Below are 23866 nucleotides of genomic sequence, written 5' to 3' on the forward strand. Positions count from 1 at the left end.
TGTCGAGTGACATCCCGGAATGTCGACCTCGTCGAGGCCTTTTGTTGAAACCCGCCGATATCACGGCTACATCCCTCGCATGCATTCCGACATCGTCGATCTTCGATCCTTCTATTCGACAACGCTCGGCCGGTTCGCCGAGCGTTCGATCACCATGGCGCTGTCGTCAATCTGGGCAACCGTGCCCAATGAGCGGCTGGTCGGCCTCGGCTACACCTTGCCGTGGCTGGAGCGCTTCGGCACCGATGCCGAGCGGGTCTTCGCCTTCATGCCGGCAACGCAAGGCGCCGTGGTGTGGCCGGCGACGGGGCCGACGGCGACGGCATTGGTCTTCGACGAGGAGCTGCCGCTGGTCGATTCCTGCATCGACCGCATGCTTCTGGTCCATTCGCTCGAACATGTCGAAAATCCGCGCGAAACGCTGAACGAGATCTGGCGGGTGCTGTCGCCGGCCGGCCGCGTCGTCATCGTCGTGCCCAACCGGCGTGGCGTCTGGGCGCGCTTCGAGCATACGCCGTTCGGCAATGGCCGGCCGTTTTCGCGCGGCCAGCTTACCGAACTGCTGCGCGAGACGAATTTCACGCCGGCGGCCTGGTCCGATGCGCTGTTCTTCCCGCCATCGCGGCGGCGCTTCATGATGCGCTTCCAGAACGTGCTGGAACGCGCTGGCCGGCGGCTGTGGCCGATCTTTTCCGGTGTGATCGTCGTGGAGGCGCAGAAGCGGCTCTATCAAGGCGTTCCGGTCGCCCAGCGCGCCTCGCGTCGCGTCTTCGTGCCGGTGCTGTCGCCGCATGGCGCCACGCGGCTCGGCCGTCAAAGTGAGGCCGGCGATGCCAAGCTATCGGTTGCGCGGGTGACGGCTTCGTGATCGCGACAAGAACGCCTGGGGCCTTGCCCCACCCTATCTGTCGCAAGGGGGCTCGCAGCCCATTTGAACGACGGATGCGATCGAGTCTCTCCATCCGGTTTCAGCACTGAACGCAAGGACCTCGGCTATGGCTGATCAACTGGACAATGCAGCCACCGTTCAGCCGGCTGCCGTGGCGGTCGAAGCCAGCAGCCTGCGTGATCAGGTGGCGACGATCAGGCAAGCGCTGACGGGATCACCGGTTCGCAGCTGGTTGCTCTGGACATCGGTCGGCATCATGGCCGTCATCATCGCAACGTCGATCGGCCAAGTCCTGCTCAACCGCTGGAACCAGCCTTTCTACGATGCGCTTGCGCGTCGCGACATGGCGGCTTTCCTGCACCAGCTTTTCGTCTTTGCGGCAATCGCCGGTGGACTTCTGGTGCTCAATATCGGCCAGACCTGGCTCAACCAGATGATCAGGCTGAAGCTGCGCGAGGCGCTGACGCTGGATCTGATCGACCAGTGGATGCGGCCGGCGCGGGCCTTCCGTCTGGCCAATGCCGGCGCCATCGGCGTCAATCCCGATCAGCGCATGCAGCAGGACGCCGCGCACCTGTCCGACCTGTCGACCGATCTCGGCGTCGGCCTGCTGCAGTCATGCATCCTGCTCGTGTCCTTCGTCGGCGTGTTGTGGGAACTATCCTCGGGCTTCGTGTTCCATGTCGGCGGCACCTCGCTGGCCATACCGGGCTACATGGTCTGGGCTGCTATCCTTTACGCCGCCACCGCTTCCTGGCTGAGCTGGCTGGTCGGACGGCCGCTGATCCGCCTCAACAGCGACCGCTACACACGCGAAGCCGAGCTGCGCTCGTCGATGGTGCGCGTCAACGAGAATGTCGATGCCATCGCGCTGTACCATGGCGAGGCCGACGCCAGGCGACGGCTCGGGCTTGACCTCAGCACGGTGCTGGGCGCCATGCGCCGCATCTACACCGCCCAGATCAACCTGTCCTGGGTGACCGACACCTATGGCTGGATCACCGTCGTGGCACCCATCCTGGTCGCCTCGCCGGTCTATTTCTCGGGCGAAATCAGCTTTGGCGGGCTGATGATGGCGGTCGGCGCCTTCAACCAGGTTCACTCGTCGTTGCGCTGGTTCATCAATAACATTGGCAGCATCGCCGACTGGCGCGCCACGCTGATGCGCGTCGCCGACTTCCGCATCGCGCTCAATGAGACCGACGTGCTGCACGACAAGGAAAGGCGCATTGCCTTCGGCGAGAACGCCAATGGCAGCCTGACTTTCGAGAAGCTCGAAGTGGCTTCGCGGGACGGCTGCACCAAGCTTGCCGACCAGCATGTCGAAATCCGCCCCGGCGAGCGCGTCATGATTACCGGCGACCCGGGCGCCGGCAAGACGTTGTTCTTCCGCGCCATTGCCGGCCTGTGGCCATGGGGGAGCGGGCGGATCGGCCTGCCGTTGGGAGAAAACCCCATATTCGTGCCGCGCGTCCCGTATTTCCCGACCGGTACGCTGCGCGAGGTCCTCGACCATCCGAACGGACCTGCGCCGGCGAGCGACGCCGACATTTCGGCGGTGCTTGCCGAAGTCGGGCTTGGACGGCTGTCATCCTCACTCGATCGCAGCGCGCGCTGGGAGCATGAGTTGGGCGATGACGAACAGCGTTCGCTGGCCTTCGCCAGGCTTGCCTTGCGGCAGCCGAAGTGGGTGATCATCGACGAAGCCCTGGACGCGTTCGACGGTCCCTCGCTGCGGCGCGTGCTGTCGACATTGGATAAGCGCTTGCCCGGGACCGCGATCCTCAACATCGGACGCGGCCTTCACAACAGTCAGTTCTTTCCGCGCGCGTTGACGATCGTCAAGGATACCGGTGCGCAGGCGCTGAAACCCGTCCGCGTCAGGGCCGGTGCGATCGACCCGCCGCCGGCGGCCGCCCGTCGCAAGAAATAGGCTGTTTTCCCGGGGCCACGGGCTCCAAGCTTTATTTTGCCGCGATCGCGAAGGAAGATTTCCCGAAGAAACAACCCTGGCGTCGGCCATGCTTGATGCTTTACGCCTGCTTGCCTGTCTTGCCTGTGCCCAGGCCACGCCCATCGCCCCGCCGCCGGATGCGCTGGCGGTCGATGTCGAACTGGTGCTGGCGGTCGACATTTCACTGTCGATGGACGAGAAGGAGTTTGCCCTGCAGCGCGCCGGCTATGTCGAGGCGCTGCGGCACCCCGATTTCATCCAGGCTGTCCGCGCCGGCAAGACGGGCCGCATCGCGCTCGCCTATTTCGAATGGGCTGGCACGGTTCGCGACGACGCGATCATCGACTGGCAAATCATCGACAGCGCCGAGAGCGCCAACAGCTTTGCCGACAAGGTTGCGGCCCGACCGTTCCGCAGCTTCCGCGGCACCTCGATTTCCGGTGCACTGGCTTTCGGCACCGAGCTTTTCGATCGCCCTGCTTTCGAGGGCGAACGCCGCGTCATCGATATATCGGGCGACGGTCCCAACAATATCGGGCCGCCGGTCACCGCGACGCGCGATGCGGCAACCGCCAAAGGCATCGTCATCAACGGCCTGCCGATCCTGATCAATCCGTCACCAACCTTCAGCCATCTCGACCAGTATTATGCGCAGTGCGTGACCGGAGGGCCCGGTTCCTTCGTGTTGCCGATCTACGCGGCCGCCGAATTTTCGACCGCAATCCGGCGCAAGCTGATCCTCGAGGTGAGCGGCATTCAAGAGAGGGCGAGGGTCATCCCCGTCGACACTGGTGCGCCTGTCGACTGCCTGAAAGGCGAGCGGGACAGACGGTTTTTTTCGGACCCGTATTTTCCGGAGCTCGACCGATAGCTTCGGCGCAACGATAGGGGTCAGGCCGGATGGGCGCCGAACTTCTGCCGAAACTCATCGTGAAGGTCGCGGCGCCAGCGCCGGCCATAGACATAGCCATTGATCAGTTCGGGCAGCGAGTAGCCGAGATCTTTCGACGAGCGGTTGGCCATGTAGCCTGAGAAGGCTTCCGGAATACGGCACTTCAGAATATCGGAAATGATCTGCCGCGTGATCATATAGGGCGGGATGTGCGGGTAGGAGCGGGCAATATTCGGATGTTTGCGCATCAGGTTCGCATAGGCTTCGACATAGCCGTGGCGACGTCGCGAAATCGAATTCTCCGAATTGTGCTTCGTCCAGTCGATGTTCTGAGACAATTGCGCGCCGAAGCGCGCAGCAGCAATTCGCGATCCTGCATCCGGGCGATGTCGCTGTCGTAGCCGCCGATGGCCAGTAACGCCTCGCGGCGAGCTGTTATCGCCGATCCTGCGATCAAGATTGTCTCCGCGACCAGCGTCCGTTCCAGCGTGGCCGAGTTAAGGAATGCATCGCGGTTGATGCAATTGGTGGCGTGTCCGCCCTTCAGGGAGACATAGGAGCTGATCAGCACTTCGAGCGCGGGATCGGCATCGAACCAGGTCAGGGTCCGTTCGAGCCTGTGCGGCAAATAGACATCGTCGGAATCGAGGAACGTCACGATGGGGGCCCGCGCGCGCTCGATGCCTGCATTGCGGGCGGCATTGGCGCCTCGCCATTTCGCGCCGACAGAGACCAGTCGCGGATCGCGAATGCCGGCCAGCGCCGCCGCGGTTCCGTCCGTCGAGCCATCGTCGACGACAATATGCTCGAACCTCGGCATGCTCTGGGAACGTACACTTTCCACAGCGCGTAATACCGCCTCACGCCTGTTGTGAGTCGGGGTAATCACCGTGATGAGAGGAGCGTGCACTGTCTTCCCGGACATACTGCGTCAGCCATTTCCAGCGCAAAAAATATGCTTCCTGACAGGTCTTTCGATCTTCAGGACGGTCAAATCGATCGGACTCCCCCTTCCATTTCCCCCGTATTGGTCACGACGCTACAAAAAGCAACCGCACCTGTCACCCCACCGGGATGCTGCTCAATGCGCGCGAAATGACGAATTCCAGTATCTAGCGCTTCAAGTGCAACACTATTGCCGCGCGTTTTGCTTGCGAATCGCCCTTGCGATGAATGACGCGTCTAGAATGCGAATGCATTCCACTACGTCAGACGTAATCGCATCGCGGCCGGTGTTTGGGCAGATTGCCGCGGCGAGGTCGGCTGGTCGGCTTCGGTTCCAGAGGGAGTACCTGTCATGACAGCCTACGCCGTTGCCCATATGCGCCAAGCCCGGATGGGTCCGCAGCTCGTCGAATATCTGCAAAAGATCGATGCCACGCTGGCCCCTTTCGGCGGCCGTTTCCTGGTCCATGGCGGCGATGTCGAGGTCATCGAAAACAAATGGCCGGGCCACCTGATCATCATCGAATTTCCCGACAGGCAACAGGTGCGCGGATGGTACAATTCGGCCGCTTACCGGGCGATACTATCGTTGCGGACCGACAACTCGGAAGCCGACGTGATCTTCGTTGACGGCGTTGAACATCCGCATAAGGCCACGGATGTCCTTGACTCAGCGTGAAGTCGACGGGAAAAGCGCGTGGCGCTTTCCTGAGGGAGTTGCGTCCAAACTAAGAGATAGAGCAGCGAGACTACCGTTTCAGCAAGAACACCGCCTGCTGGCCGAAGAAGTTCCAGAACCACCATGGCATCGACAGGCCGATCTTCTGACCATTGGCGTCGAGCGCGGTTGCTTTCTCCACGGTGGCGCCGAGCTCGTCGCACAGATTGACGAAGTCTCGGATGGTGCAGAAATGGATGTTGGGCGTGTCGTACCATGAATAGGGCAGGTCCGTGGTCACCGGCATGCGGCCATTGAGGAACAGCGACATGCGGACCCGCCAATGGCCGAAATTGGGGAAGGACACGATGGCGCGATTGCCGATCCTGAGCAGTTCCTTGAGAACCAGCTTCGGGTTGCGGGTGGCCTGCAGGGTCTGCGACAGGACGACGAAGTCAAAGCCCTTGTCGGGATAGAACTCGAGATCCTTGTCGGCATCGCCCTGAATGACGCTCAAGCCGCGCGCCACGCATTCGTTGACGCCACGCTGCGACAGTTCAAGGCCGCGGCCGTCGACCTGCTTGGTGTCCTGCAGCAATTCGAGCAGCGAGCCATCGCCCGAACCGACGTCGAGCACGCGCGACTGTGGCGGGATGAGGTTGGCGACGACTTCGAGGTCGACGCGCTGGTTGCGGGTTACATTCATGATGTGAGCCCTCGCGCGCGCGCCGCGGAGCCGATGAAGCCATTGATGGCGGCAAACAGTTCCGGCTCGTCGAGCAGGAAGGCGTCGTGGCCGCGATCGGTCTCGATCTCGACGAAGGATACCGACGCGCCGGCCGCATTGAGTGCATGCACGATCGAGCGGCTCTCTTCGGTCGGAAACAGCCAATCGGAGGTGAAGGACACCAGGCAGAAGCGGGTCTTCGTGCCGGCGAACGCATCCGCCAGCCGGCCGCCATGGTCGGCGGCGAGGTCGAAATAGTCCATCGACCGCGTCATGTAGAGATAGGAATTGGCATCGAAGCGATCGACGAAGGTCATGCCCTGGTGGCGCAGATAGCTTTCGATCTGGAAGTCGGCGTCGAAGCCGAAGGTGAGTGCCTCGCGATCCTGCAGATTGCGGCCGAACTTCCGGTGCAGGGCGGCTTCCGACAGATAGGTGATGTGGGCGGCCATGCGCGCCACCGCCAAGCCCTTCTCCGGGCGCTTGCCGTGCTCGAAATATTTGCCGCCGTGCCAGTCCGGATCGGCCATCACGGCTTGTCGGCCAACCTCATGGAAGGCGATGTTCTGCGAGGAATGGCGCGCGCCGGTGGCAATCGGCAGCGCCGAGAAGACGCGCTCCGGATAGCTCGACGCCCATTCCAGCACCTGCATGCCGCCCATCGAGCCGCCGAGGACGCAAAACAGTTTTTCGATGCCGAAATGGTCGATCAGCATCTGCTGGGCGCGCACCATGTCGCGGATGGTGATGATCGGCAGGTCGAGCCCATAGGGCTTGCCGGTGGCGGGATTGGTCGAGGCCGGGCCGGTCGAACCCAGGCAGCCACCAATGACGTTGGAGCAGATGACAAAGAAACGACTGGTGTCGATGATCTTGCCGGGGCCGATCAGCACTTCCCACCAGCCTGGCTTGCCGGTCACCGGATTGGTGCTGCCGACATGCTGGTCGCCGGTCAGCGCATGGCAGACGAGGATGGCGTTGGAACGGGCGTCGTTCAGCGTGCCGTAGGTCTGGTAGGCGATCTGGAACGGCGACAGCAGGGTGCCGGCGTCGAGCTTGAGCGGCTTGTCGAGCCCAAAGCGCAGCACTGGGCTCGACGGCTGATCAGCCTCGTTGTTGGTTTTTCCAGCGCGCAGAGCGGCCATTGCATCCATCTCACACTTTGAATCCGCACGGTGCTCTCGAAATTCGAGGCCGATGCGGTGTCCGGCCGGAGCGGACAACAAAAAACCGGCATTGCAGTCGCAAAGCCGGTTACAGGATGCAAACGGCCCTTTAGCAAGTTGTTTAACGTGGCTGCAAGCCGACCGGCCAAATCACCACGGAAGTTCTCACCCCTTCTAGGACTGCGGGACGCCGCCGTCAACGGCCAGCCGCAGTCGGGAGGTTGCCACCTCTCGACATTGCGGGCCGTGGCTTGTATTTCCGCTGCGGCTTCCAGATGGAAGCGTTCTCGACGGATTTTGCGACATGAGCCAGACACCGGACAAGGCACGTCCAATCCCGCGCGCGGGCATCATGGACATCGACGCCTATGTGCCGGGCAAGAGCACGGCGCCCGCTGGCGTCGCCAAGGTCTACAAGCTGTCGTCGAACGAGAATCCGCTCGGTCCGTCGCCGAAGGCGATCGAGGCGGCGCGGGAGATTGCTGCGAAGCTCGACGTCTATCCCGACGGAACCGCCAGGCGGCTGCGTGAGGCGATCGCCGAGGTGCATGGTCTCAACGCGCAGAACATCATCTGTTCCAACGGCTCCGACGAAATTCTCGGCCTTCTGGCGCAGACCTATCTCGCTCCCGGCGACGAGGCGATTTTCACCGAACACGCCTTCATGGTCTACAAGATCTACGTCCAGTCGGCCGGCGCCACTCCGGTCGCGGTCAAGGAGACCGACGAGCGTGCCGACATCGATGCGATGCTGGCTGCGGTCACGCCCCGCACGAAAATCGTGTTCCTCGCCAATCCCAACAACCCGACCGGCACCTATGTGCCGTTCCAGGAGGTGCGCCGCCTGCATGCCGGCCTTCCCGGAAATGTGCTTCTGGTGCTCGATGCGGCTTACGCCGAATATGTCCGCCGCAACGATTATGAAGCCGGCATCGAACTGGTCGGCGGCGCCGAGAACGTGGTGATGACCCGCACCTTCTCCAAGATCGGCCTCGGCGGGGCGCGGATCGGCTGGATGTACGCGCCGATGCACATCGTCGATGCCATCAACCGTGTGCGTGGCCCCTTCAACGTCAATGCAACGGCGATCGAGGCCGGCATTGCCGCGATCCGTGACCGCGACCACGTCCAACGCAGCGTGATGCACAACGAAACCTGGCTCACATGGTTGAGCGAGGAGTTCGGCAAGCTCGGGCTGCGGGTGACGCCAAGCGTCGGCAATTTCATCCTCATCCATTTTCCCGACGACCAGAGCCATTCGGCTGCTGCGGCGGACGAATATCTGACGGCGCGCGGCTATATCCTGCGGCGCGTTTCCGGCTACGGCTTTCCAAACGCGCTGCGCATGACCGTCGGCACCGAAGAGGCCAATCGCGGCGTTGTCGCCGCTCTCACGACATTCCTGAAAAGCTAGAACACCATGACATCACCGATGTTTGAAAAGATCGCGCTGGTCGGCATCGGCCTGATCGGCTCGTCGCTGGCCCGTGTCATCCGCCGCGAGGGCCTCGCCCGCCACGTCGCCATCTCGACCCGCAGTGCCGCGACGCTGGCGCGGGCGGAAGAGCTTGGGCTTGGCTCCTCCTACACCACCGATGCGAAGGAATCAGTCCGCGATGCCGATCTGGTCATCGTCTCGGTGCCGGTCGGTTCGTCGGGCGCTGTGGCCGAGGAAATCGCGCCGGCACTGAAGCAGGGTGCGATCCTCACCGATGTCGGCTCGACCAAGGCATCGGTCATCGCGCAGATGCAGCCCTATGTGCCTGATGGCGTGCATTTCATTCCCGGCCACCCCCTGGCGGGCACGGAAAAATCCGGCCCCGATGCCGGTTTCGCCGACCTGTTCGACAATCGCTGGTGCATCTTCACCCCGCTGCCCGACACAGACCCGGATGCGCTGGAGAGGCTGTCGGAATTCTGGCGTCGGTGCGGCGCCAACATCGACACCATGGATCCGCAGCATCACGACATGACGCTGGCCATCGTCTCGCACCTGCCGCACATCATCGCCTACAACATCGTCGGCACCGCCGACGATCTGGAGTCGGTCACCAAATCCGAAGTGATCAAATATTCGGCTTCGGGTTTTCGCGATTTCACCCGTCTCGCCGCCTCGGATCCGACCATGTGGCGAGACGTCTGCCTGCACAACAAGGATGCCATCCTCGAAATGCTGGCGCGGTTCTCGGAAGATTTGGCCTCGCTGCAGCGGGCGATCCGCTGGGGCGACGGCGAAAAACTGTTCGACCTGTTCACCCGCACCCGCGCGGTGCGCCGCTCGATCATCGAGGCCGGCCAGGACATCGACGCACCCGATTTCGGCCGTCAGGCTGTCGAGCACCCGGCGAAGGCGTAGATCGGTTATTCAGCCTGCTGGCCAATGGCTTTTCATCATTGCCAGCGTCTCGGCCCGGTCCGGCGCGCCCAGCCTGCCGCCGAAACGCAGGCATTTGAGCGCGGCGGCCGCACTGGCAAAGCGCAAGGCCTGCTCGACCGGCATGGCTTCCGCCAGTCCGACGGCGAAGGCGCCGTGAAAGACATCGCCGGCGGCAAGCGTGTCGACCGCCTTGATCTTTGGCGCAGCCACATGGCGCGACGATCCCGTCGCGCGATCGAACCACCAGGTTCCGGCCGCGCCGCCGGTAACCGCGACAAACGCATCGCCGCGCCGGGCAAGTGCCTCACAGGCTTGGCGCGAGTCCAGTTCCGTGCCGCACAGAATGCGCGCAGCCGGCTCGGAAGCGACGATATGGGAGGCCAGCGGCAGCAGCAGCTCCAGCACGTCCCTCGACGCGGTATCGGCATCGAGGATGGCCGGCCGGCCGATGGCGTGCGCCGCCTCCAGGGCAAGTGCTGCGGCACCGGGCCAGCGGACGTCGACCAGCACGGCATCGAATGCGGAGAGGTCGGCGACCGGTAGAACGTCGGGATCGGCCTGGGCTTTACTGTCGTAGAAAGGCACGATGATGCGCTCGCCATGCGCGTCGACCAGGATCGAGGCCAGCGCCGAGCGGGCGCCACTGACGCGGCGCACGAAGCTGCAATCGACGCCTTCCGCCTTGATCCCGGCGATCAGCTGATCGCCGACGGAATCGTCGCCCGTGCTCGCCCACAGCGATACCGCGGCGCCCAGACGAAGTGCTGCGCAGGCCGCGCTCGTCGCCATGCCCGAGGCGATCTGGACGCCGTCGGAGGCGATGAACTTGCCCTGGTGGTCGGGCAGCGTCTCGACGCGCAGGATCGTGTCCAGCGTCAGCGCGCCGACACTCAGCAGTCTCACGGTTTTTGCCATCGATGCGCTATTCCACCGGCTTGATCTTGCCCAGCGGAATGAAGCCGAGCGAGGCCTTGCCCTTGACCACCTTGAGCGGCATCGACGGCTGGTTGCCGAGCAGCGCCAAGCCAGCAAAGCCCTGCTCGATCTGCGTCTTTTGCTCGGGGATGGCACCGCCGAGGATCGCCGCCACGGCCTTCGGGTCCTTCAGCGTGATCGTCAGGTCGGCGTCGATGAGACCATCGGCATCGACCGACAGAGGTCCGGAAACGGTGACGCGCGCCGTGCCCGACGATAGGTCGAGATTGCGGATCTCGATCGCCTGGCCGCGCAGGCTCTTCACTTGCCTGCCGATCAGTGCCACGCCATTCTTCAGCGTCACGTCGCCGCTGGCATCGAGCGCCGGCAGCACGCGCCCGCCGATCGCCTCGGAATCGATCTCGAGATCGCTGAAATTGCCGAGATAGTTGATATCCCCACCGCTCGGCTGCAATTGGCCGTTCGCCTTGCCGGCACTGAACAGTTCGACCGGATCGGTGTCATCAGCCGGATCGGTCTGGCCGGACAGACCCTCGGCCTGCAGTGAAATCCGCCGTGGCAGCGGCCATGACAGTTTGACGTTGGCTTGCAGATTGTCCCAGTCGATCCACAACGGCATCATGCCCGGAACGGAAGTCCTGAGCGGACCGCGCAGATCGGCAACCGGCGACAGCGGCTGGATGATCTGGGCGACCGCATTGAAGCTGCCGGCCGAGGCCGCGATGTTCCTGGCATCGTCCTCATAAGCGAGATTGTCGCAGGAGACGGCAAAGCTCAGCGGATAGCCGCTGACCTGGAGATTGGCGCAGCCGGCCTCGACACCACCCTTGTTGAGCGTGGCAACGGCCTTGTCGGCTTCACTTCTGACCCGGTCAGCCAGATAGAACCAGCCAGCGCTGTAAATGGCGAACAACAGGACGATGAACGCGGCAAGCCACAAGAGGCGGCGTCGGCGCTTCGGTTGGCGTTCGTCACTTGACGTCATGCTTTGGCTCTCGTTAACGCATGGGTGTTGTAGGCGGACTCGCGATTCCGACAACAATAGGTAGACAGAGGCGGACGGAAAAAACACCGATTCCGGTGTGGTGCTGTCATTCTTTGCAATCAGGCGCGGCGATATGGGCGATTTTTGGGTGTTTGGCTATGGGTCGCTGATCTGGCGGCCGGGTTTCGCGCATGTCGAGACGCAGCGCGCCCGCCTGCACGGCTACCGGCGCTCGCTGTGCGTCTATTCCTTCGTGCATCGCGGCACGCGTCAGCGGCCGGGGCTGGTGCTCGGTCTCGACCGTGGTGGCTCCTGCGTCGGTTTGGCGTTCCGCGTGCCCGGCGAATTGCGCGATGAGGTCATCGGCTATCTGCGCGAGCGTGAGCTGGTCACCAACGTCTATCTCGAACGGACGCTCAAGGTTCGCCTTGACGGTGGCCGGACGGTCGAAGCCGTGGCCTACATCGTCGACCGCCAGCACGAGCAATATGCCGGCGCGCTCGACGCGGCGCATGCAGCGGCCGTAGTGCGCGGCGCGGTCGGCCAGTCCGGCAACAATGAGGACTACGTGATCAGCACGCTGGAACACCTTGAGGCGCTGGGCATAAGCGACCACTGGCTGCAGGATGTCGCGCGCCGGGTCGCGCCTTTGTGAAGCCCTGGCTCTGCGGAAAAGGCCGCCAGGCCTTTGACCTCGATATGGCAAGACCTAGGTTAGGTTTTGAACCTCAGCCAGGGCTGCATTCACCGGCCCCCTAATCATCCCGGAGATACGCCTTGCAGAAACGCCGTCTTGGTCGCACTGATCTTTCCATCGCCCCACTGGTTCTGGGCGGCAATGTCTTCGGCTGGACCGCCGACGAGAAAACTTCGTTCGATCTGCTCGACCGCTTCGTCGGGGCCGGTCTCAATGCCGTCGACACGGCGGACGCCTATTCGCGCTGGGTGCCCGGCCACAAGGGCGGCGAATCGGAAACCATCATCGGCAAGTGGATGAAGGACCGCGGCAATCGCGATCACGTCGTGGTGGTCACCAAGGTTGGTTCGGATATGGGACAAGGCCACAAGGACCTGTCCGCCGCCTATATCGAAAAGGCCGTCGACGCGTCGCTGAAGCGGTTGCAGACCGACGTCATCGACCTCTACCTGTCGCACTGGCCGGATCCGACCACGCCCTATGAGGAAACCCTCGGCGCCTACGAGAAGCTGCTCGCCAAGGGCAAGATCCGCTATGCCGGCTGTTCGAACCTCGACGCCGGCCAGTTGCGCGCGGCACTCGATGTGGCGAGCCTGCGCAGCCTGCCGCGCTACGAGGTGCTGCAGCCGGAATACAATCTCTACGACCGCTCATCCTTCGACGGGCCGTTGCGCGATCTGTGCGTGGCCGAGGATATCGGCGTCATCACCTATTTCAGCCTGGCCAAGGGCTTCCTCAGCGGCAAATACCGCAGCGAGGCCGATCTCGGCCAAAGCCCGCGTGGCGGCGGGGCGAAAGACTACCTCAACGCGCGCGGCACGCGCATCCTCGCGGCGCTCGATGCGGTGTCGGCCAGACATTCGGCCAAGCAGGCGGAGGTGGCGCTTGCCTGGGTTATCGCACGGCCAGGTGTTACGGCGCCGATCGCCAGCGCCACCCGGTCTGAGCAGATGGACAGCCTGATCAAGGCGGCGTCGCTGAAATTGACCGCCGACGACATGGCCGAGCTCGACAAAGCGAGCGGCTGAAGCTTCTGGCGGCCGCTGCTCGCACGAACGTCCAAGACCAACCTCCTGTCTTGCCATACCGTCCTTCGCACGAGGCAAGGCAGAGGGTGAGATGGCCGAATTCGCTTCACAGCCGGATCTTTGGCGCCAGCTGTTCGCTCTGGTGCTTGCCGCCACTGTCGTCATGGGCAGCCCGGGGCCGGCAACGATAAGCGTCACCGCCGTCGGTGCTGCCTTCGGCCTGCGCCACTCCGTGCGCTATACCTGCGGGATCGTGCTGGGCACGGTCGCCGTGCTGCTGGTCGTGGCCACCGGGGTCATGGCGGTGCTCACGTCGATGCCGAAGCTGGCGCCGCTGCTGGCTTTCGCGTCCGGCGCCTACATCCTCTATCTCGCATTCAAGATTGCCACGGCTCCGCCATTAGCGGCGCGCACGGCCGAGGCTTCGCGCCCAACATGGCTGGCCGGGTTCCTGCTGGCTGTCGTCAACCCAAAAGCCTATGTGGCGATCGCCGCCGTGTTCGCCGGCGCTTCGTCGAGCCAAAGCGCCGGCGATATCGGCATGTGGCTCAAGCTGACTGTTCTGGCGCTGATGATCGTTGCCATCCACGCTTTGTGGCTCGTTGCGGGCGCGGCGTTCGCCCGCTTCCTGCGCAGGCCTGCGGCCTCGCGGATCATCAATCTGGTCTTTGCCGCAACGCTGGTGTTGACCACCGCGCTGGCCGTGTTCGGCTGAGTGTTGACTCAGGAGCCTTCAGGCTTTCGCGCCGAGTTCCCGCAACCGCTTCACCGCGGTCGACGGCATGGCCGGCGGGTTGGGCGCGCGGGATGCCTCGATGAGAAGCTGGTCACAGGCAGCCTCCGTCTCACCGATCAGCCGGGCCATGAATTCGTCCTTGCCCAAGCCGGGCGGGATCGGCGGCAGGAAACGCGCCTTGATCGTGCCGGGGTAGCGCAGGAATTTGCGCCGCGGCCAATAGAGACCCGCGACATGGGCGACCGGCACCACCGGAACGCCAAGCTGCGAATAGATTTCGACGATGCCGTATTTGTAGGCCGGTTCGTCACCCGGCGCGCGGCGCGTCCCTTCGGGATAGATGATCAGCTGGCGTGGGTTGCGCGCCATTTCCTGCCTGGTGGCGGCGACCACCGCCTTCAACGCTTTCGAGCGGCTGCCGCGGTCGACTGGGATCATGCGCATCTTCATGATGTACCAGCCGAAGAACGGGATCCAGGTCAATTCGCGCTTGAGGATGTAGAGCGGATCCTGGAGGAACGGGAAGAAAGCGATCGCGTCCCAGAACGATTGATGCTTGGGCGCCAGGATGAAGGAACCCTCGGGCAGGTTTTCCAGGCCGGTGATGTCGCTCTTGGTCCCGGCAATCTTGTCATAGAGCCACATACATGTGCGTGACCAGAATTTCGGCACGAACCAGGCGCGGTGGCGGGGAGACAGGAAATAATAGGGGGTCCAGAGGATCATCTGGACGATCAGATTGACGTAGAAGACGAAATTGAACGCCAGCGATCGGACATAGAGCATGGAGGGAGGCCCGGTGAGAGGTGTGCGTTGGTTACACCAAGCGCGGCGAAAAAGGAAATGGCCGCAACCAGCTCTGACCGGCGAAGAAGAATGATCGTCGATCGGTCCGTTCGGCTAGGTCAATCGCGCCAGCCGCTCCTTCAGACGTGGGGCAGCGAAATCGAGAAAGGCCCGCAGTTTGACCGGCAGCAGGCCGTGGCCGGCATGCACCAGGCTTACCGGCCATGGTTCAGGCTCGAACTCCTGCAGCAGGATGCGCAGCGCGCCTGACCGCAGCGCGGCTTCGATCTGGTAGGAAAGCACCTTTGTCACCCCGATGCCGGCAATCGCGGCATCGATGGCCGCCTCGGCCGTGTTGACCTGAAGCCGCGAGCGGACCTGAACCGGGACTTCCGTCCTGCCCTGGGCGAAGCTCCAGGTGGCGGCGGAAGCAAGTCCCTCGAAGGTGATGCAACTGTGTGTTTCCAGATCCTGCGGGATCATCGGCGTGCCATGCTCGGCCAGGTAGGCCGGGCTCGCACAAGCGACGCGGCGGATCGAGCCGACAGCAATGGCGACCAGGCTCGAATCGGGCAATTGGCCGATGCGAATGGCGAGATCGAAATGGTCCTCGACCAGCTGGGTTATGCGATCTGCCAGCGTCAGGCGGATGTTCACGTCGGGATAGGCCGCGAGAAAGCCGGTGACGACCGGCAGCACGTGCAGGCGGCCCAAGACGACCGGCGCGGTGATGGCCAGTTCGCCGGTCGGAGCGCTGTATTCGCCGGCCGCCGTGCGTTCGGCCTCACCGACGTCGTCGAGGATGCGGCGGCAGGCGGCAAGATAAGCCTGGCCGGCATCGGTCGGCGTCAGCCGGCGCGTCGAGCGGTTCAACAGGCGTGTGTTCAGATGTCGTTCGAGATCGGAAACCTTGCGGCTGACCGTCGCCAGCGGAATGCCGAAACGGCGGGCCGCGGCGGAAAGGCTGCCGGCCTCCACCGCGGCGACAAAGAGCGACATGGCTTCGAGACGATCCATAGCTTCTTCCAGAAAATGGAAGCACGGATTGCGAATATGTCATCTGCATTTGAAGGATGGAAGGCTTTATATCACGGTTGTTGGCCTGCCTGCAGCATGGCCTGGATAAACGAGGAGCTACCATGTCTGAGAGCCGGCCGCCGTTGCCACCATTCACAGCCGAGACTGCCGTGCAGAAGGCGCGCATGGCCGAGGATGCCTGGAATTCACGCGATCCGGCCCGGGTGGCGCTTGCCTACACAATCAATAGCCGCTGGCGCAACCGCGCCGAATTCCTGCAAGGCCGCGATGCCATCGAGGCTTTCCTGGCGCGCAAATGGAGCCGCGAACTCGACTACCGGCTGATCAAGGAGGTCTGGGCCTTCCACGGCAACCGCATCGCCGTGCGCTTCGCCTATGAATGGCATGACGACAGCGGCTCGTGGTTCCGCAGCTATGGCAACGAGAACTGGGAATTCGACGAACACGGGCTGATGCGCCTGCGCATCGCCAGCATCAACGACCTGCCGATCGGCGCGGCCGATCGCAAGTATCACTGGCCGCTCGGCCGGCGCCCGGACGACCACCCGTCATTGTCGGAGCTTGGGCTATAGGATCGTCCGGGCAAGGAGGCTTTCATGAATGCGCATGCTTTCACCAGCGACGTCGCCTTCACGCCGACCGTCAAGGCGATCCAGGCCCGCAAGGGCTCACGCCAGTCCTATGCCCGCGTCGAGGAGCGTGGCGGCTGGCAGGCTGATATCACGCCCGACCTTGCCGCCTTCATCGAGATGCAGACCAGCGTCTTCCTGTCGACGGCCAATCGCGATGGCCAGCCCTACATCCAGCATCGCGGCGGACCGGCAGGGTTTCTCAAGGTGCTGGATCAACACACGATCGGCTTTGCGGATTTCTCCGGCAACAGGCAATTCATCACGCAGGGCAACCTGACCGACAATCCGCAGGCCTTCCTGTTCCTGATCGATTATGCCCACCGGCAGCGCATCAAGATCTGGGGCACGGCCCGCGTCGTCGAGAACGATGCCGAGCTGATGGCGAGGCTGATGCCGCAGGACTACAAGGCGCGCCCCGAGCAGGTCATCCTGTTCACGGTTTCGGCCTGGGACTCCAATTGCCCGCAACATATCCCGCAGCGGTTCGAGGCGGCTGACGTGGCAGCGGCGCTTGGCGAACGGGACAAGCGTATCGAGCGCCTCGAACAGGAGATCGCACGCCTCAAGGGGATTTCAGGCGCTGCAGCCGGGGCAGGTGCTACAGCCGGGGAATGAGGTTCAGCCGCCGGCCGCGGTCTCGGCCAGCGCGATGCCGTCCGGCGTCGGCTTCATCGGCACGATGCCGCGCGCCAGCGCCAGCAGGTATTTGTTGTATTCGGTGAACAGCACGCGCAATGCGCGCGGCTTGGTCAGCCAGCTGCCATTGTCGAGGTTGGTGTTGACCACCGGATACGGTTCGAGCTTGGCGCCATGCAGCAGCCGGCCCATTTCCAGCAGGCTGCGCGGCATATGATAGTTGTTGGTAACCAGGATCACCGTGCCGTAGGCATGGCTCTCCACCCATTTGGCGCTCTCCTCGGCATTGCCGATCGTGTCCAGCGCGGCGCGGTCGATGTCGACGCAGCAGGAGAACAAGCGCTTGTCGCCACCGATCGCAGCTTGCAGCTGGCGGCGGCTGGCGGAAGGATGCACGCCGCTGATCAACAGCCGCTCGCCCTTGCCGGACGCCAGCAGGTCCATCGCGGCGTCAAGGCGGGACTGGCCGCCGGTCAAAACGATGATTGCGTCGGCCTTGGCCGGATTGGCGGGTGTCGTCAGGTGGCTGACCTTGTTGGCGAACCAGCCAAAGCCGCCGGCAAACAGAGTAGCGAGGATGAGCAGGGAAAGTGCGGACACGCGCAGAGCAGCTTTTAAGCGGCTGAGCTTGCCGTGGTCGCGCGAATGGGCAACCACCACTGGCATCTGCCCAGCCGTCCCGGTCGTTTGCCGCGCGTCCATCGCCATATGGTTAATCCCCAAATGTGGCTTTGGGTAGTAGAAAGACGCACTTTGCGTTACGCCAATTCTCCATCCGTGATCATCCTGTTTCTATCGATGTCATTGTCCCGAACTGGTCCCTGCTTCCAAGCGACGTGAATTAGCCGGCATCCGGCTGGCGAACCTCGATGTCGCTGAGATAGGCAACGACGGTGGCGTGCGAGGTTGCCGCCGTCAGTGCGCCGATCACGAGCACCATGAGAAAGACGCCGAGATAGCCTGCCGACCCGATTGCGAAATTGCCGAACAGCGCGGTCGCCTGGTCGGCCTGCGGCGTCGCCATGTTGCGCGACGACCACCATGAAAAGACGATGAACACGAGCACAGCCGCGGCTCCGCCGGCGGCGGCACCCTTCATGCCGGTAACCAGGAAATGCCGGCGGAATTCACGCGCGATGAAGCTCGCCTCGGCGCCGACGAAATGCAGCACCTCGATGATGTGGCCATTGCCTGCCATGGCGCCGCGCGTTGCGAACACCACGGTCAGCACGGTCGCCGACAGCATCAGCGCCAGCACGGCGATACCGATGGTCACAGTGGTGCGGGCCATGGCCACCAGCCGGTCGACCCAGGTGCGGTGATCGTCGAGCGATGCGCTTGGCAATTTCGGCGTGATCGCGGCGCGCATGGCGGCGAAATCAGGCGGGCTGCTCTCGTCGATGGTGACGATGATCAGGCGTGGCACCGGCAGTTCATCGATGTTGAGGCCGGAGCCCAGCCACGGCTCCAAGAGCCTCGCGGTCGCGTCGCGATCGATGATCCGGGTCGCCTTGACGCCAGGAAACTCGCTGGCCATCTGCGAGGCCTGGGCAAGGGCGGCCTCCATGTCGAGGCCGTCGACAGGCTTGATCTGGATCGTCGCCTCGCGCGAAATCTGGTTCTCCCAGACCGAGGCGGTGTCACGCACCAGCGTCACCGCGCCGAAGGTCAGGCAGGACAGGAAGGTCATGATGGCGATGACCAGCACCAGCGCCCGGCCGGCGATGTTCTGCGCCGGCACGATCGGCGCCATCCTGCGCTGGGCACGCGGCCTTGCCTCGGCCGCCTCGGCGCCCTGCTCCTGGTGTTCAAGATGTTCGGCGGACAGTTCAGTCATAGATGTCCAGCCTTCCGCCGGCCAGGATCATGCGGCGCGCGTCGACCTGTTCCATCAGGCCAAGGTCGTGGGTCGCGATCACCACGGCGGTGCCGAGACGGTTGAGTTCGATGAACAGCCGCAGCAGCCGTCGCGCCAGCGGCGGATCGACATTGCCGGTCGGCTCGTCGGCCAGCAGGATCTCCGGCTGCTCGATCAGCGCACGGGCGATCGCGGCGCGCTGTTTCTCGCCGCCGGACAGGACCGGCGGCAGCACATGCATGCGCTCGCCCAGCCCGACCCATTTCAACAGCTCGGTGACATCGGTGCGGTAGCTCGCCTCCTCGCGTCCACGCACGCGCAGCGGCAACGCCACGTTCTCATAGGTGGTCATATGGTCGAGCAAGCGAAAGTCCTGGAACACCACGCCGATGCGGCGCCTCAGATGCGGCAGTTCGGCGCGCGAGATGCGCGAGCGGTCCTTGCCGAAAATGGTGATCAGCCCGCGCGTCGGCTTCAACGACATGAACAGCAGGCGCAGCAACGTCGTCTTGCCGGCGCCCGAAGGCCCGCTCAGGAATTGGAAGGAGCGCTCCGGAATGTGCAGGGAGATGTCACGGAGGATTTCCGGACCCATGCCATAGCGGAGGCCGACATTTTCGAAGCGAATCAATTTCGGCGACCTGAAATTCGCGGCGGCAGCGAGCCAGCCTGTTCTGGGTAATGACCATCGGCCGGCATGGTTAACCGGCGGTTAATTGTTGGGCTTTTTCGGCTCTTCACGAGGGCTCCGGTGGGGAAGCGTTAACCATTTGTGTTTACGCAAAAGAAACGAAAAGCGAACACCTGCTGCAATGCTGGGGCCATGATGGCTGACGATAGAACCGCGCGCCCGGTTTCCGGCGAAATCATGACCGATCCGGCGGCAATTGCCGCAACGGACCGGTTCATGCGCGCTCCAGCGTCCGACATCGTCGATGCCGACTATGTGGTGATGCCGCGCCTTGTCCCTGCCGCAGAAAGCGTTTCGCCGCTGCCGCGTGCGATTGTCACCCCGCCCATCGAGGGCATGGACATGCTGCGCAAGCCCGAGGCTCCAGCGGAGCGGCCACCGGCTTCACGCGGCGGGCCGATCTTCTGGATCGCCGGCATCGGCGCCGCACTGGCAGCCTTCTGGGTCTCCGGAGGGCATGCGCTGGTGCGCCAGGCGCCGTTCCTGTTCAGCGCGCAGGCGTCGGCGCTGAGCATTTCTGGGGTCACGTCACGCGTCGACACCTCCGGGCCGAATCCGGTGCTGTTCGTCGATGGCGAGGCCGGCAATGACGGAGCGAAACCGGCACCGCTGCCGCCGCTCGAAATCCGGGTGACCGGCAATGACGGGCGCACGACCCGCTATACGTTGGGGACATCCGGTCGGGCGCTGGCGTCAGGCGAAAGATTCGGCTTTGCCAGCCGGCTCGACGTGCCTAAGAACGGCGTAAGAACCGTTTTGGTCACTTTCGCCCAATAGGCGATCACCGGGGAAGGCCACCAATGCCAATCGTACGCGGCAAGGACATCGAGGTCCTGTTTTCGGCATCAGCGATCGCACGGCGCAATCTAGAGCTCGCCAAGGAGATCGCCGGCCACGACTACCATGATCTGCTGGTGATTTCGGTGCTGAAGGGCTCGTTCATCTTCGCCGCCGACCTGATCCGCGCCATGCATGATGTCGGCCTGTCGCCGGAGGTCGAATTCATCTTCATTTCCAGTTATGGCGCCGGCACGACCAGCGGCGAGGTGAGGGTGCTGCGCGACATCGACAATGAGGTGGCCGGCCGCGACGTGCTGTTGATCGACGACATTCTCGAATCGGGCAAGACGCTGAGCTTCACCCGCGACCTGATGTTGTCGCGTGGGGCCAAAAGCTGCGCCATCGCCGTGCTGCTTGACAAGCGCATGCGCCGCCAGACATCACTCAACGCCGACTATGTCGGCTTCGACTGTCCCGACTATTTCGTCGTCGGCTACGGCATGGACGTGGCGCATGCCTTTCGCGAATTGCCGTTTGTCGGTGTCGTCAAGGGCGACGTGTAAGCGACGTCCAAAAAGGCTTGTTGGCCTCCGGCGCCTTCAGAAAAAGTCAACTTTTCGCAGCCAAATATGCCTGCCATGGCAAAGCTTCTGATCGTCGAGGACGATGAGTCCGTTCGCACCCTGGCCGCCCGCGCGCTTGAACGCGCCGGACACATAATCGATATCGCCGCGGACGGCGCGCAAGGCCTTTCGCTGATCCGAGCCGCAAATGGTGGCTATGATCTCGTCGTCTCCGACATCCGCATGCCGGAGATGGACGGCATCGAGATGGCGATTGCGGCGGCAGCCCTCTTCCCGTCGATGAAGATCATGCTGATGACCGGCTATGCCGACCAGCGCGAGCGCGCCGAGGAGCTGAACGGCGTTATCCTCGATGTCGTGCAGAAGCCCTTTACACTCGCCGAAATCCGCTCCCGCGTTGAACGGGCGCTGATCTGCTTCGCCTGATCAGGCTGGATCGGCTGCAGCGAGAACGGGCGGAGCGCTCTTGCGACGTTCGAAGTTCAGCGCCAGCAGGCCGGCGCCGATGATCAGGGCAGCGCCGATCACCGTCGTCGACCGTGGCACCTCGGCGAAGAACAGAAAACCCCATAGCGGCGACCACAGGATGCCGGTGTATTCGAAGGTGGCAACCCGGTTGGCCGGTGCCATCCGGTAGGCCTGCGAAAGCAGGATCATGCCGGCGGAGGCGACGAAACCGCAGGCCGCCATCTTGAGAAAATCAGGCAGTGTCGGCGAGAGCCAGGGCCGCACCAGGAATTCCAGGCTCGGGTGGACGGCGTGGGTGATGCCGGCCAGGTGAAACGTACCGGCAACCACGGCGGCGCCGACCAGATAGGCGCCGTTCTGGTAGAAGGCCATGACGGTGGACGATTCGGTGTCGCCGATCTTGCGGGCCATCAGCTGCGAAAAGCCGTAGAGCGCCGCCGAGCCCAGTGACAGCAGCGCCGCCCAGTCGAACAGCCCGGCGCCTGGGCGCAGCATCACCAGGACGCCGAACAGCCCGATCAGCACGGTCGCCAGCGTCTGCCAGGAGACGCGCTCGCCAAGATACGGCCCGGCCAGCACCATAATAAACAGCGGCGCCATGAAATAGAGCGCCACGGCGTCGGCCAGCGGCAAGGCGGCGATGGCCAGATAGTACACCGTATAGGAGGTGAACTGGATGAAGGCGCGCATCGTCAGCATGACGAATCGCCTGGACAGGATCGCCGGCAAGCCGACATCGACATGGACGAGAACAATCAGGATCGGCAAGGCGACGATCGAGCGGATCGCCATCACCTCGGTGACCGGATAGCCGCTCGACACGGCTTTGACGAGCGGGTCCTGCAGCGAGAAGACCAGCACGCCAAGGCACAGGCTCAGGATGCCAAGCACCATCCGATTCTGCATGTGCCTTCGGGGCTCCTGCAAGCGAAAAAGAACCCGCCACCGTTTCGGGCAGCGGGCATGAGTGAGGACTCTTCGAATTGGTCCGCGGCCGATTTCGCAGCCGCATATCCAATGGGTGAGGCGACTATCGTTCGGCGTTTGACATGTTGCAAACGAATTGGAATGATATCAGCGATCAAAATTCCTTATGGCGGATTTCATGCGACCGACCCTCGACAGCGACCTCCTGCGCACCTTCGTGGCTATTGCCGAAGCTGGCAATTTCACCAGGGCGGCGGAGCAGGCCGGCCGCACCCAGTCGGCGGTGTCGATGCAGATGAAGAAGCTCGAGGACCTGATCGGCGACAGCCTGTTCGAGCGCGGTTCGCGCGGCGTCGTGTTGACGCGACGCGGCGGCGAACTCATCGTCAACGCTCGCCGCATCGTTTCGCTGCTCGACGAGACGGCGGCGTCGATGGCGGCGGCGCCGCTTGGCGGGCCGGTGCGCATCGGCATTCCGGAGGAGTATGGCCACGCGATACTGTCGCGCGCGCTCGGCGCCTTCTCGAAGCGCCACACACAGGTCGAGGTCACCGTGCGCTATGCGCATTCGGGGGCGCAGGTGGCGGCGCTCGCCGCCGGCGAACTCGATCTGTGCGTGGTTTTCGAATGGCAGGATCCTGCCGGCGGCGAAGTGCTGATGCACGATCCGACCGTGTGGGTGACATCGACGCTGCATCACATGCATGAGGAGCGGCCGGTGCCGATCGCGCTCTACAACCGGGCCGGCTGGTGCAAGGATTTTGCCGTCAAATCACTGGAGCAGCGCGGTCTTGCCTATCGCGTCGCCTATACTAGCGACACCACTGGCGGCCTGAAGCTCGCGGTCACCTCCGGACTGGCGATCGCGCCGATCTCACATAGCAACATTCCCGCCGGCTGTCGCGAACTGACCTCAGCGGACGGGTTCGGCGATATCGATTCCTCGAATGTGGTGATGCATCGCAACCCGAATGCCTCGGGTGAGGCGATCGACGGCATGCAAGAGGCAATCCGAGAGGCGTTCGTCAACAGGCAGATTTAGTACAGTTCGTCCATGTGCAGCGGTGTTGGATAACGACATGCACAAAACAAAGACTCAAGCGGCCATTTCCTCGTAGAAATGCAGGCGGTTGCCGAACGGATCGGCGACCGATATTTCGCGGGATTTCCACGGCGTCTCCTCCAGGCCTGGCCTGGCGAAGCGGTAGTTTTTGCCGATCAGCTCGCGATGAAGCGCTGCGATGTCCTCGACCTTGATGCGCACGGCAATGCCAGGTGCGCCGTCGCCGTGATGTTCGCTCAGGTGCAGCACGCAGCCGTCGCGGCCGACCGCCATGTAGAGCGGCGCGTTGTCGTCGAAGCGATGCTCCCATTGCACCTCTAAGCCCAGGAAGCCGACATAGAATTCACGTGCCTTGGCTATGTCGAAGATGCGCAGGATGGGCGTGACGGCGCCAAGTTTCGGCATGGCGTTGC

28 protein-coding genes and 1 riboswitch are annotated in these 23866 nt (G+C 63.4%); of the genes, 15 read left to right on the top strand and 13 right to left on the bottom strand.

Annotation, left to right across the window (positions count from 1 at the left end; all coding sequences use genetic code 11):
* The first annotated feature begins 79 nt into the window (after window positions 1–79).
* The 3 genes from HNQ71_RS27170 (at window position 80) to HNQ71_RS27180 (ending at window position 3714) form a co-directional block, all read left to right on the top strand.
* Window positions 80–868: a class I SAM-dependent methyltransferase gene (locus HNQ71_RS27170; protein WP_184876165.1), complete on the top strand. Its 789-nt coding sequence runs from the start codon at window positions 80–82 to the stop codon at window positions 866–868.
* A 127-nt stretch (window positions 869–995) separates the two neighbouring features.
* Window positions 996–2822, top strand: coding sequence for an ABC transporter ATP-binding protein/permease (locus HNQ71_RS27175; RefSeq protein ID WP_184876167.1), 1827 nt, complete (start codon window positions 996–998; stop codon window positions 2820–2822).
* An 88-nt stretch (window positions 2823–2910) separates the two neighbouring features.
* The gene (locus HNQ71_RS27180) at window positions 2911–3714 is read left to right on the top strand and encodes a DUF1194 domain-containing protein (RefSeq protein ID WP_184876169.1); all 804 of its coding nucleotides are present in this window, start codon (window positions 2911–2913) and stop codon (window positions 3712–3714) included.
* 20 nt (window positions 3715–3734) lie between these two features.
* On the opposite strand, the gene HNQ71_RS35060 is transcribed toward HNQ71_RS27180, so the two are convergent.
* Window positions 3735–3983, bottom strand: coding sequence for a hypothetical protein (locus HNQ71_RS35060; protein WP_246462159.1), 249 nt, complete (start codon window positions 3981–3983; stop codon window positions 3735–3737).
* Window positions 3983–4660 carry a glycosyltransferase family 2 protein gene (locus HNQ71_RS27185; protein ID WP_246462160.1) on the bottom strand — a complete coding sequence of 226 codons (678 nt, stop codon included), beginning with the start codon at window positions 4658–4660 and terminating at the stop codon, window positions 3983–3985. The genes HNQ71_RS35060 and HNQ71_RS27185 overlap by 1 nt, the downstream gene beginning before the upstream one ends.
* A 372-nt stretch (window positions 4661–5032) precedes the next feature.
* Between HNQ71_RS27185 and HNQ71_RS27190 the strand changes: the two genes are divergently transcribed.
* Entirely contained in the window at window positions 5033–5359 is a 327-nt protein-coding gene (locus HNQ71_RS27190) for a DUF1330 domain-containing protein (RefSeq protein WP_184876171.1), read from the top strand.
* A 70-nt stretch (window positions 5360–5429) separates the two neighbouring features.
* Here HNQ71_RS27190 and metW read toward each other — a convergent pair whose 3' ends face one another.
* Window positions 5430–6044, bottom strand: coding sequence for a methionine biosynthesis protein MetW (metW, locus tag HNQ71_RS27195; protein ID WP_095084894.1), 615 nt, complete (start codon window positions 6042–6044; stop codon window positions 5430–5432).
* Window positions 6041–7210: a homoserine O-acetyltransferase MetX gene (gene metX / locus HNQ71_RS27200; RefSeq protein WP_184876173.1), complete on the bottom strand. Its 1170-nt coding sequence runs from the start codon at window positions 7208–7210 to the stop codon at window positions 6041–6043. The genes metW and metX overlap by 4 nt, the downstream gene beginning before the upstream one ends.
* 110 nt (window positions 7211–7320) lie before the next feature.
* Window positions 7321–7398, bottom strand: a riboswitch (SAM riboswitch).
* Window positions 7399–7535: 137 nt separating this feature from the next.
* On the opposite strand from metX, the gene hisC reads away from it, so the two are divergent.
* Both hisC and HNQ71_RS27210 read left to right on the top strand, forming a co-directional pair.
* Complete coding sequence (gene hisC / locus HNQ71_RS27205; protein ID WP_184876174.1) at window positions 7536–8645, top strand: histidinol-phosphate transaminase; 1110 nt, start codon at window positions 7536–7538, stop codon at window positions 8643–8645.
* A gap of 6 nt (window positions 8646–8651) precedes the next feature.
* Window positions 8652–9587 (top strand): prephenate/arogenate dehydrogenase family protein, encoded by a 936-nt coding sequence (locus HNQ71_RS27210; protein ID WP_184876176.1) that lies wholly within the window; start codon window positions 8652–8654, stop codon window positions 9585–9587.
* A gap of 9 nt (window positions 9588–9596) precedes the next feature.
* On the opposite strand, the gene HNQ71_RS27215 is transcribed toward HNQ71_RS27210, so the two are convergent.
* A complete protein-coding gene (locus tag HNQ71_RS27215; protein ID WP_184876178.1) occupies window positions 9597–10523 on the bottom strand; it encodes a sugar kinase in 927 nt (308 codons plus the stop codon).
* A 7-nt stretch (window positions 10524–10530) separates the two neighbouring features.
* Entirely contained in the window at window positions 10531–11529 is a 999-nt protein-coding gene (locus HNQ71_RS27220) for a DUF2125 domain-containing protein (protein WP_184876180.1), read from the bottom strand.
* Window positions 11530–11662: 133 nt separating this feature from the next.
* Between HNQ71_RS27220 and HNQ71_RS27225 the strand changes: the two genes are divergently transcribed.
* From HNQ71_RS27225 to HNQ71_RS27235, 3 genes are all read left to right on the top strand, one after another.
* On the top strand, window positions 11663–12184 hold the full coding sequence (locus HNQ71_RS27225) for a gamma-glutamylcyclotransferase (RefSeq protein WP_184876182.1): 522 nt from the start codon (window positions 11663–11665) through the stop codon (window positions 12182–12184).
* A 122-nt stretch (window positions 12185–12306) separates the two neighbouring features.
* Window positions 12307–13254, top strand: coding sequence for an aldo/keto reductase (locus tag HNQ71_RS27230; protein ID WP_184876184.1), 948 nt, complete (start codon window positions 12307–12309; stop codon window positions 13252–13254).
* Window positions 13255–13345: 91 nt separating this feature from the next.
* Window positions 13346–13969, top strand: a complete 624-nt coding sequence (locus tag HNQ71_RS27235; protein WP_184876186.1) for a LysE family translocator — start codon at window positions 13346–13348, stop codon at window positions 13967–13969.
* A gap of 18 nt (window positions 13970–13987) precedes the next feature.
* Here the strand turns inward: HNQ71_RS27235 and HNQ71_RS27240 are convergent, their stop codons facing one another.
* The gene (locus HNQ71_RS27240) at window positions 13988–14776 is read right to left on the bottom strand and encodes a lysophospholipid acyltransferase family protein (protein WP_184876188.1); all 789 of its coding nucleotides are present in this window, start codon (window positions 14774–14776) and stop codon (window positions 13988–13990) included.
* A gap of 114 nt (window positions 14777–14890) precedes the next feature.
* Window positions 14891–15793 (bottom strand): LysR family transcriptional regulator, encoded by a 903-nt coding sequence (locus tag HNQ71_RS27245; RefSeq protein WP_184876190.1) that lies wholly within the window; start codon window positions 15791–15793, stop codon window positions 14891–14893.
* 122 nt (window positions 15794–15915) lie between these two features.
* On the opposite strand from HNQ71_RS27245, the gene HNQ71_RS27250 reads away from it, so the two are divergent.
* The gene (locus HNQ71_RS27250; protein ID WP_184876192.1) at window positions 15916–16386 is read left to right on the top strand and encodes a nuclear transport factor 2 family protein; all 471 of its coding nucleotides are present in this window, start codon (window positions 15916–15918) and stop codon (window positions 16384–16386) included.
* Between the two features lie 24 nt (window positions 16387–16410).
* Window positions 16411–17061 (top strand): pyridoxamine 5'-phosphate oxidase family protein, encoded by a 651-nt coding sequence (locus tag HNQ71_RS27255; RefSeq protein WP_184876194.1) that lies wholly within the window; start codon window positions 16411–16413, stop codon window positions 17059–17061.
* A 3-nt stretch (window positions 17062–17064) separates the two neighbouring features.
* Here HNQ71_RS27255 and HNQ71_RS27260 read toward each other — a convergent pair whose 3' ends face one another.
* The 3 genes from HNQ71_RS27260 to ftsE form a co-directional block, all read right to left on the bottom strand.
* Window positions 17065–17790: a YdcF family protein gene (locus HNQ71_RS27260; RefSeq protein ID WP_184876196.1), complete on the bottom strand. Its 726-nt coding sequence runs from the start codon at window positions 17788–17790 to the stop codon at window positions 17065–17067.
* A 133-nt stretch (window positions 17791–17923) separates the two neighbouring features.
* Window positions 17924–18919 carry a cell division protein FtsX gene (locus HNQ71_RS27265; RefSeq protein ID WP_184876198.1) on the bottom strand — a complete coding sequence of 332 codons (996 nt, stop codon included), beginning with the start codon at window positions 18917–18919 and terminating at the stop codon, window positions 17924–17926.
* Entirely contained in the window at window positions 18912–19571 is a 660-nt protein-coding gene (gene ftsE, locus HNQ71_RS27270; RefSeq protein WP_027023302.1) for a cell division ATP-binding protein FtsE, read from the bottom strand. The genes HNQ71_RS27265 and ftsE overlap by 8 nt, the downstream gene beginning before the upstream one ends.
* 192 nt (window positions 19572–19763) lie before the next feature.
* Here ftsE and HNQ71_RS27275 point away from each other — a divergent pair, with 192 nt between their 5' ends.
* The 3 genes from HNQ71_RS27275 to HNQ71_RS27285 all read left to right on the top strand — a co-directional run bounded on the left by HNQ71_RS27275 (window position 19764) and on the right by HNQ71_RS27285 (window position 21421).
* A complete protein-coding gene (locus HNQ71_RS27275; RefSeq protein WP_184876200.1) occupies window positions 19764–20408 on the top strand; it encodes a hypothetical protein in 645 nt (214 codons plus the stop codon).
* 23 nt (window positions 20409–20431) lie between these two features.
* Entirely contained in the window at window positions 20432–20974 is a 543-nt protein-coding gene (hpt, locus tag HNQ71_RS27280; protein WP_184876202.1) for a hypoxanthine phosphoribosyltransferase, read from the top strand.
* 75 nt (window positions 20975–21049) lie between these two features.
* Window positions 21050–21421 (top strand): response regulator, encoded by a 372-nt coding sequence (locus tag HNQ71_RS27285; protein ID WP_184876204.1) that lies wholly within the window; start codon window positions 21050–21052, stop codon window positions 21419–21421.
* On the opposite strand, the gene HNQ71_RS27290 is transcribed toward HNQ71_RS27285, so the two are convergent.
* Entirely contained in the window at window positions 21422–22369 is a 948-nt protein-coding gene (locus HNQ71_RS27290) for a DMT family transporter (protein WP_184876206.1), read from the bottom strand.
* 199 nt (window positions 22370–22568) lie between these two features.
* Between HNQ71_RS27290 and HNQ71_RS27295 the strand changes: the two genes are divergently transcribed.
* A complete protein-coding gene (locus tag HNQ71_RS27295) occupies window positions 22569–23432 on the top strand; it encodes a LysR family transcriptional regulator (RefSeq protein WP_184876208.1) in 864 nt (287 codons plus the stop codon).
* Window positions 23433–23486: 54 nt separating this feature from the next.
* Here HNQ71_RS27295 and HNQ71_RS27300 read toward each other — a convergent pair whose 3' ends face one another.
* Window positions 23487–23858, bottom strand: a complete 372-nt coding sequence (locus HNQ71_RS27300; RefSeq protein WP_184876210.1) for a glyoxalase superfamily protein — start codon at window positions 23856–23858, stop codon at window positions 23487–23489.
* Window positions 23859–23866: the final 8 nt, after the last annotated feature.

This window comes from Mesorhizobium sangaii, assembly GCF_014207355.1.
GTDB lineage: Bacteria > Pseudomonadota > Alphaproteobacteria > Rhizobiales > Rhizobiaceae > Mesorhizobium > Mesorhizobium sangaii.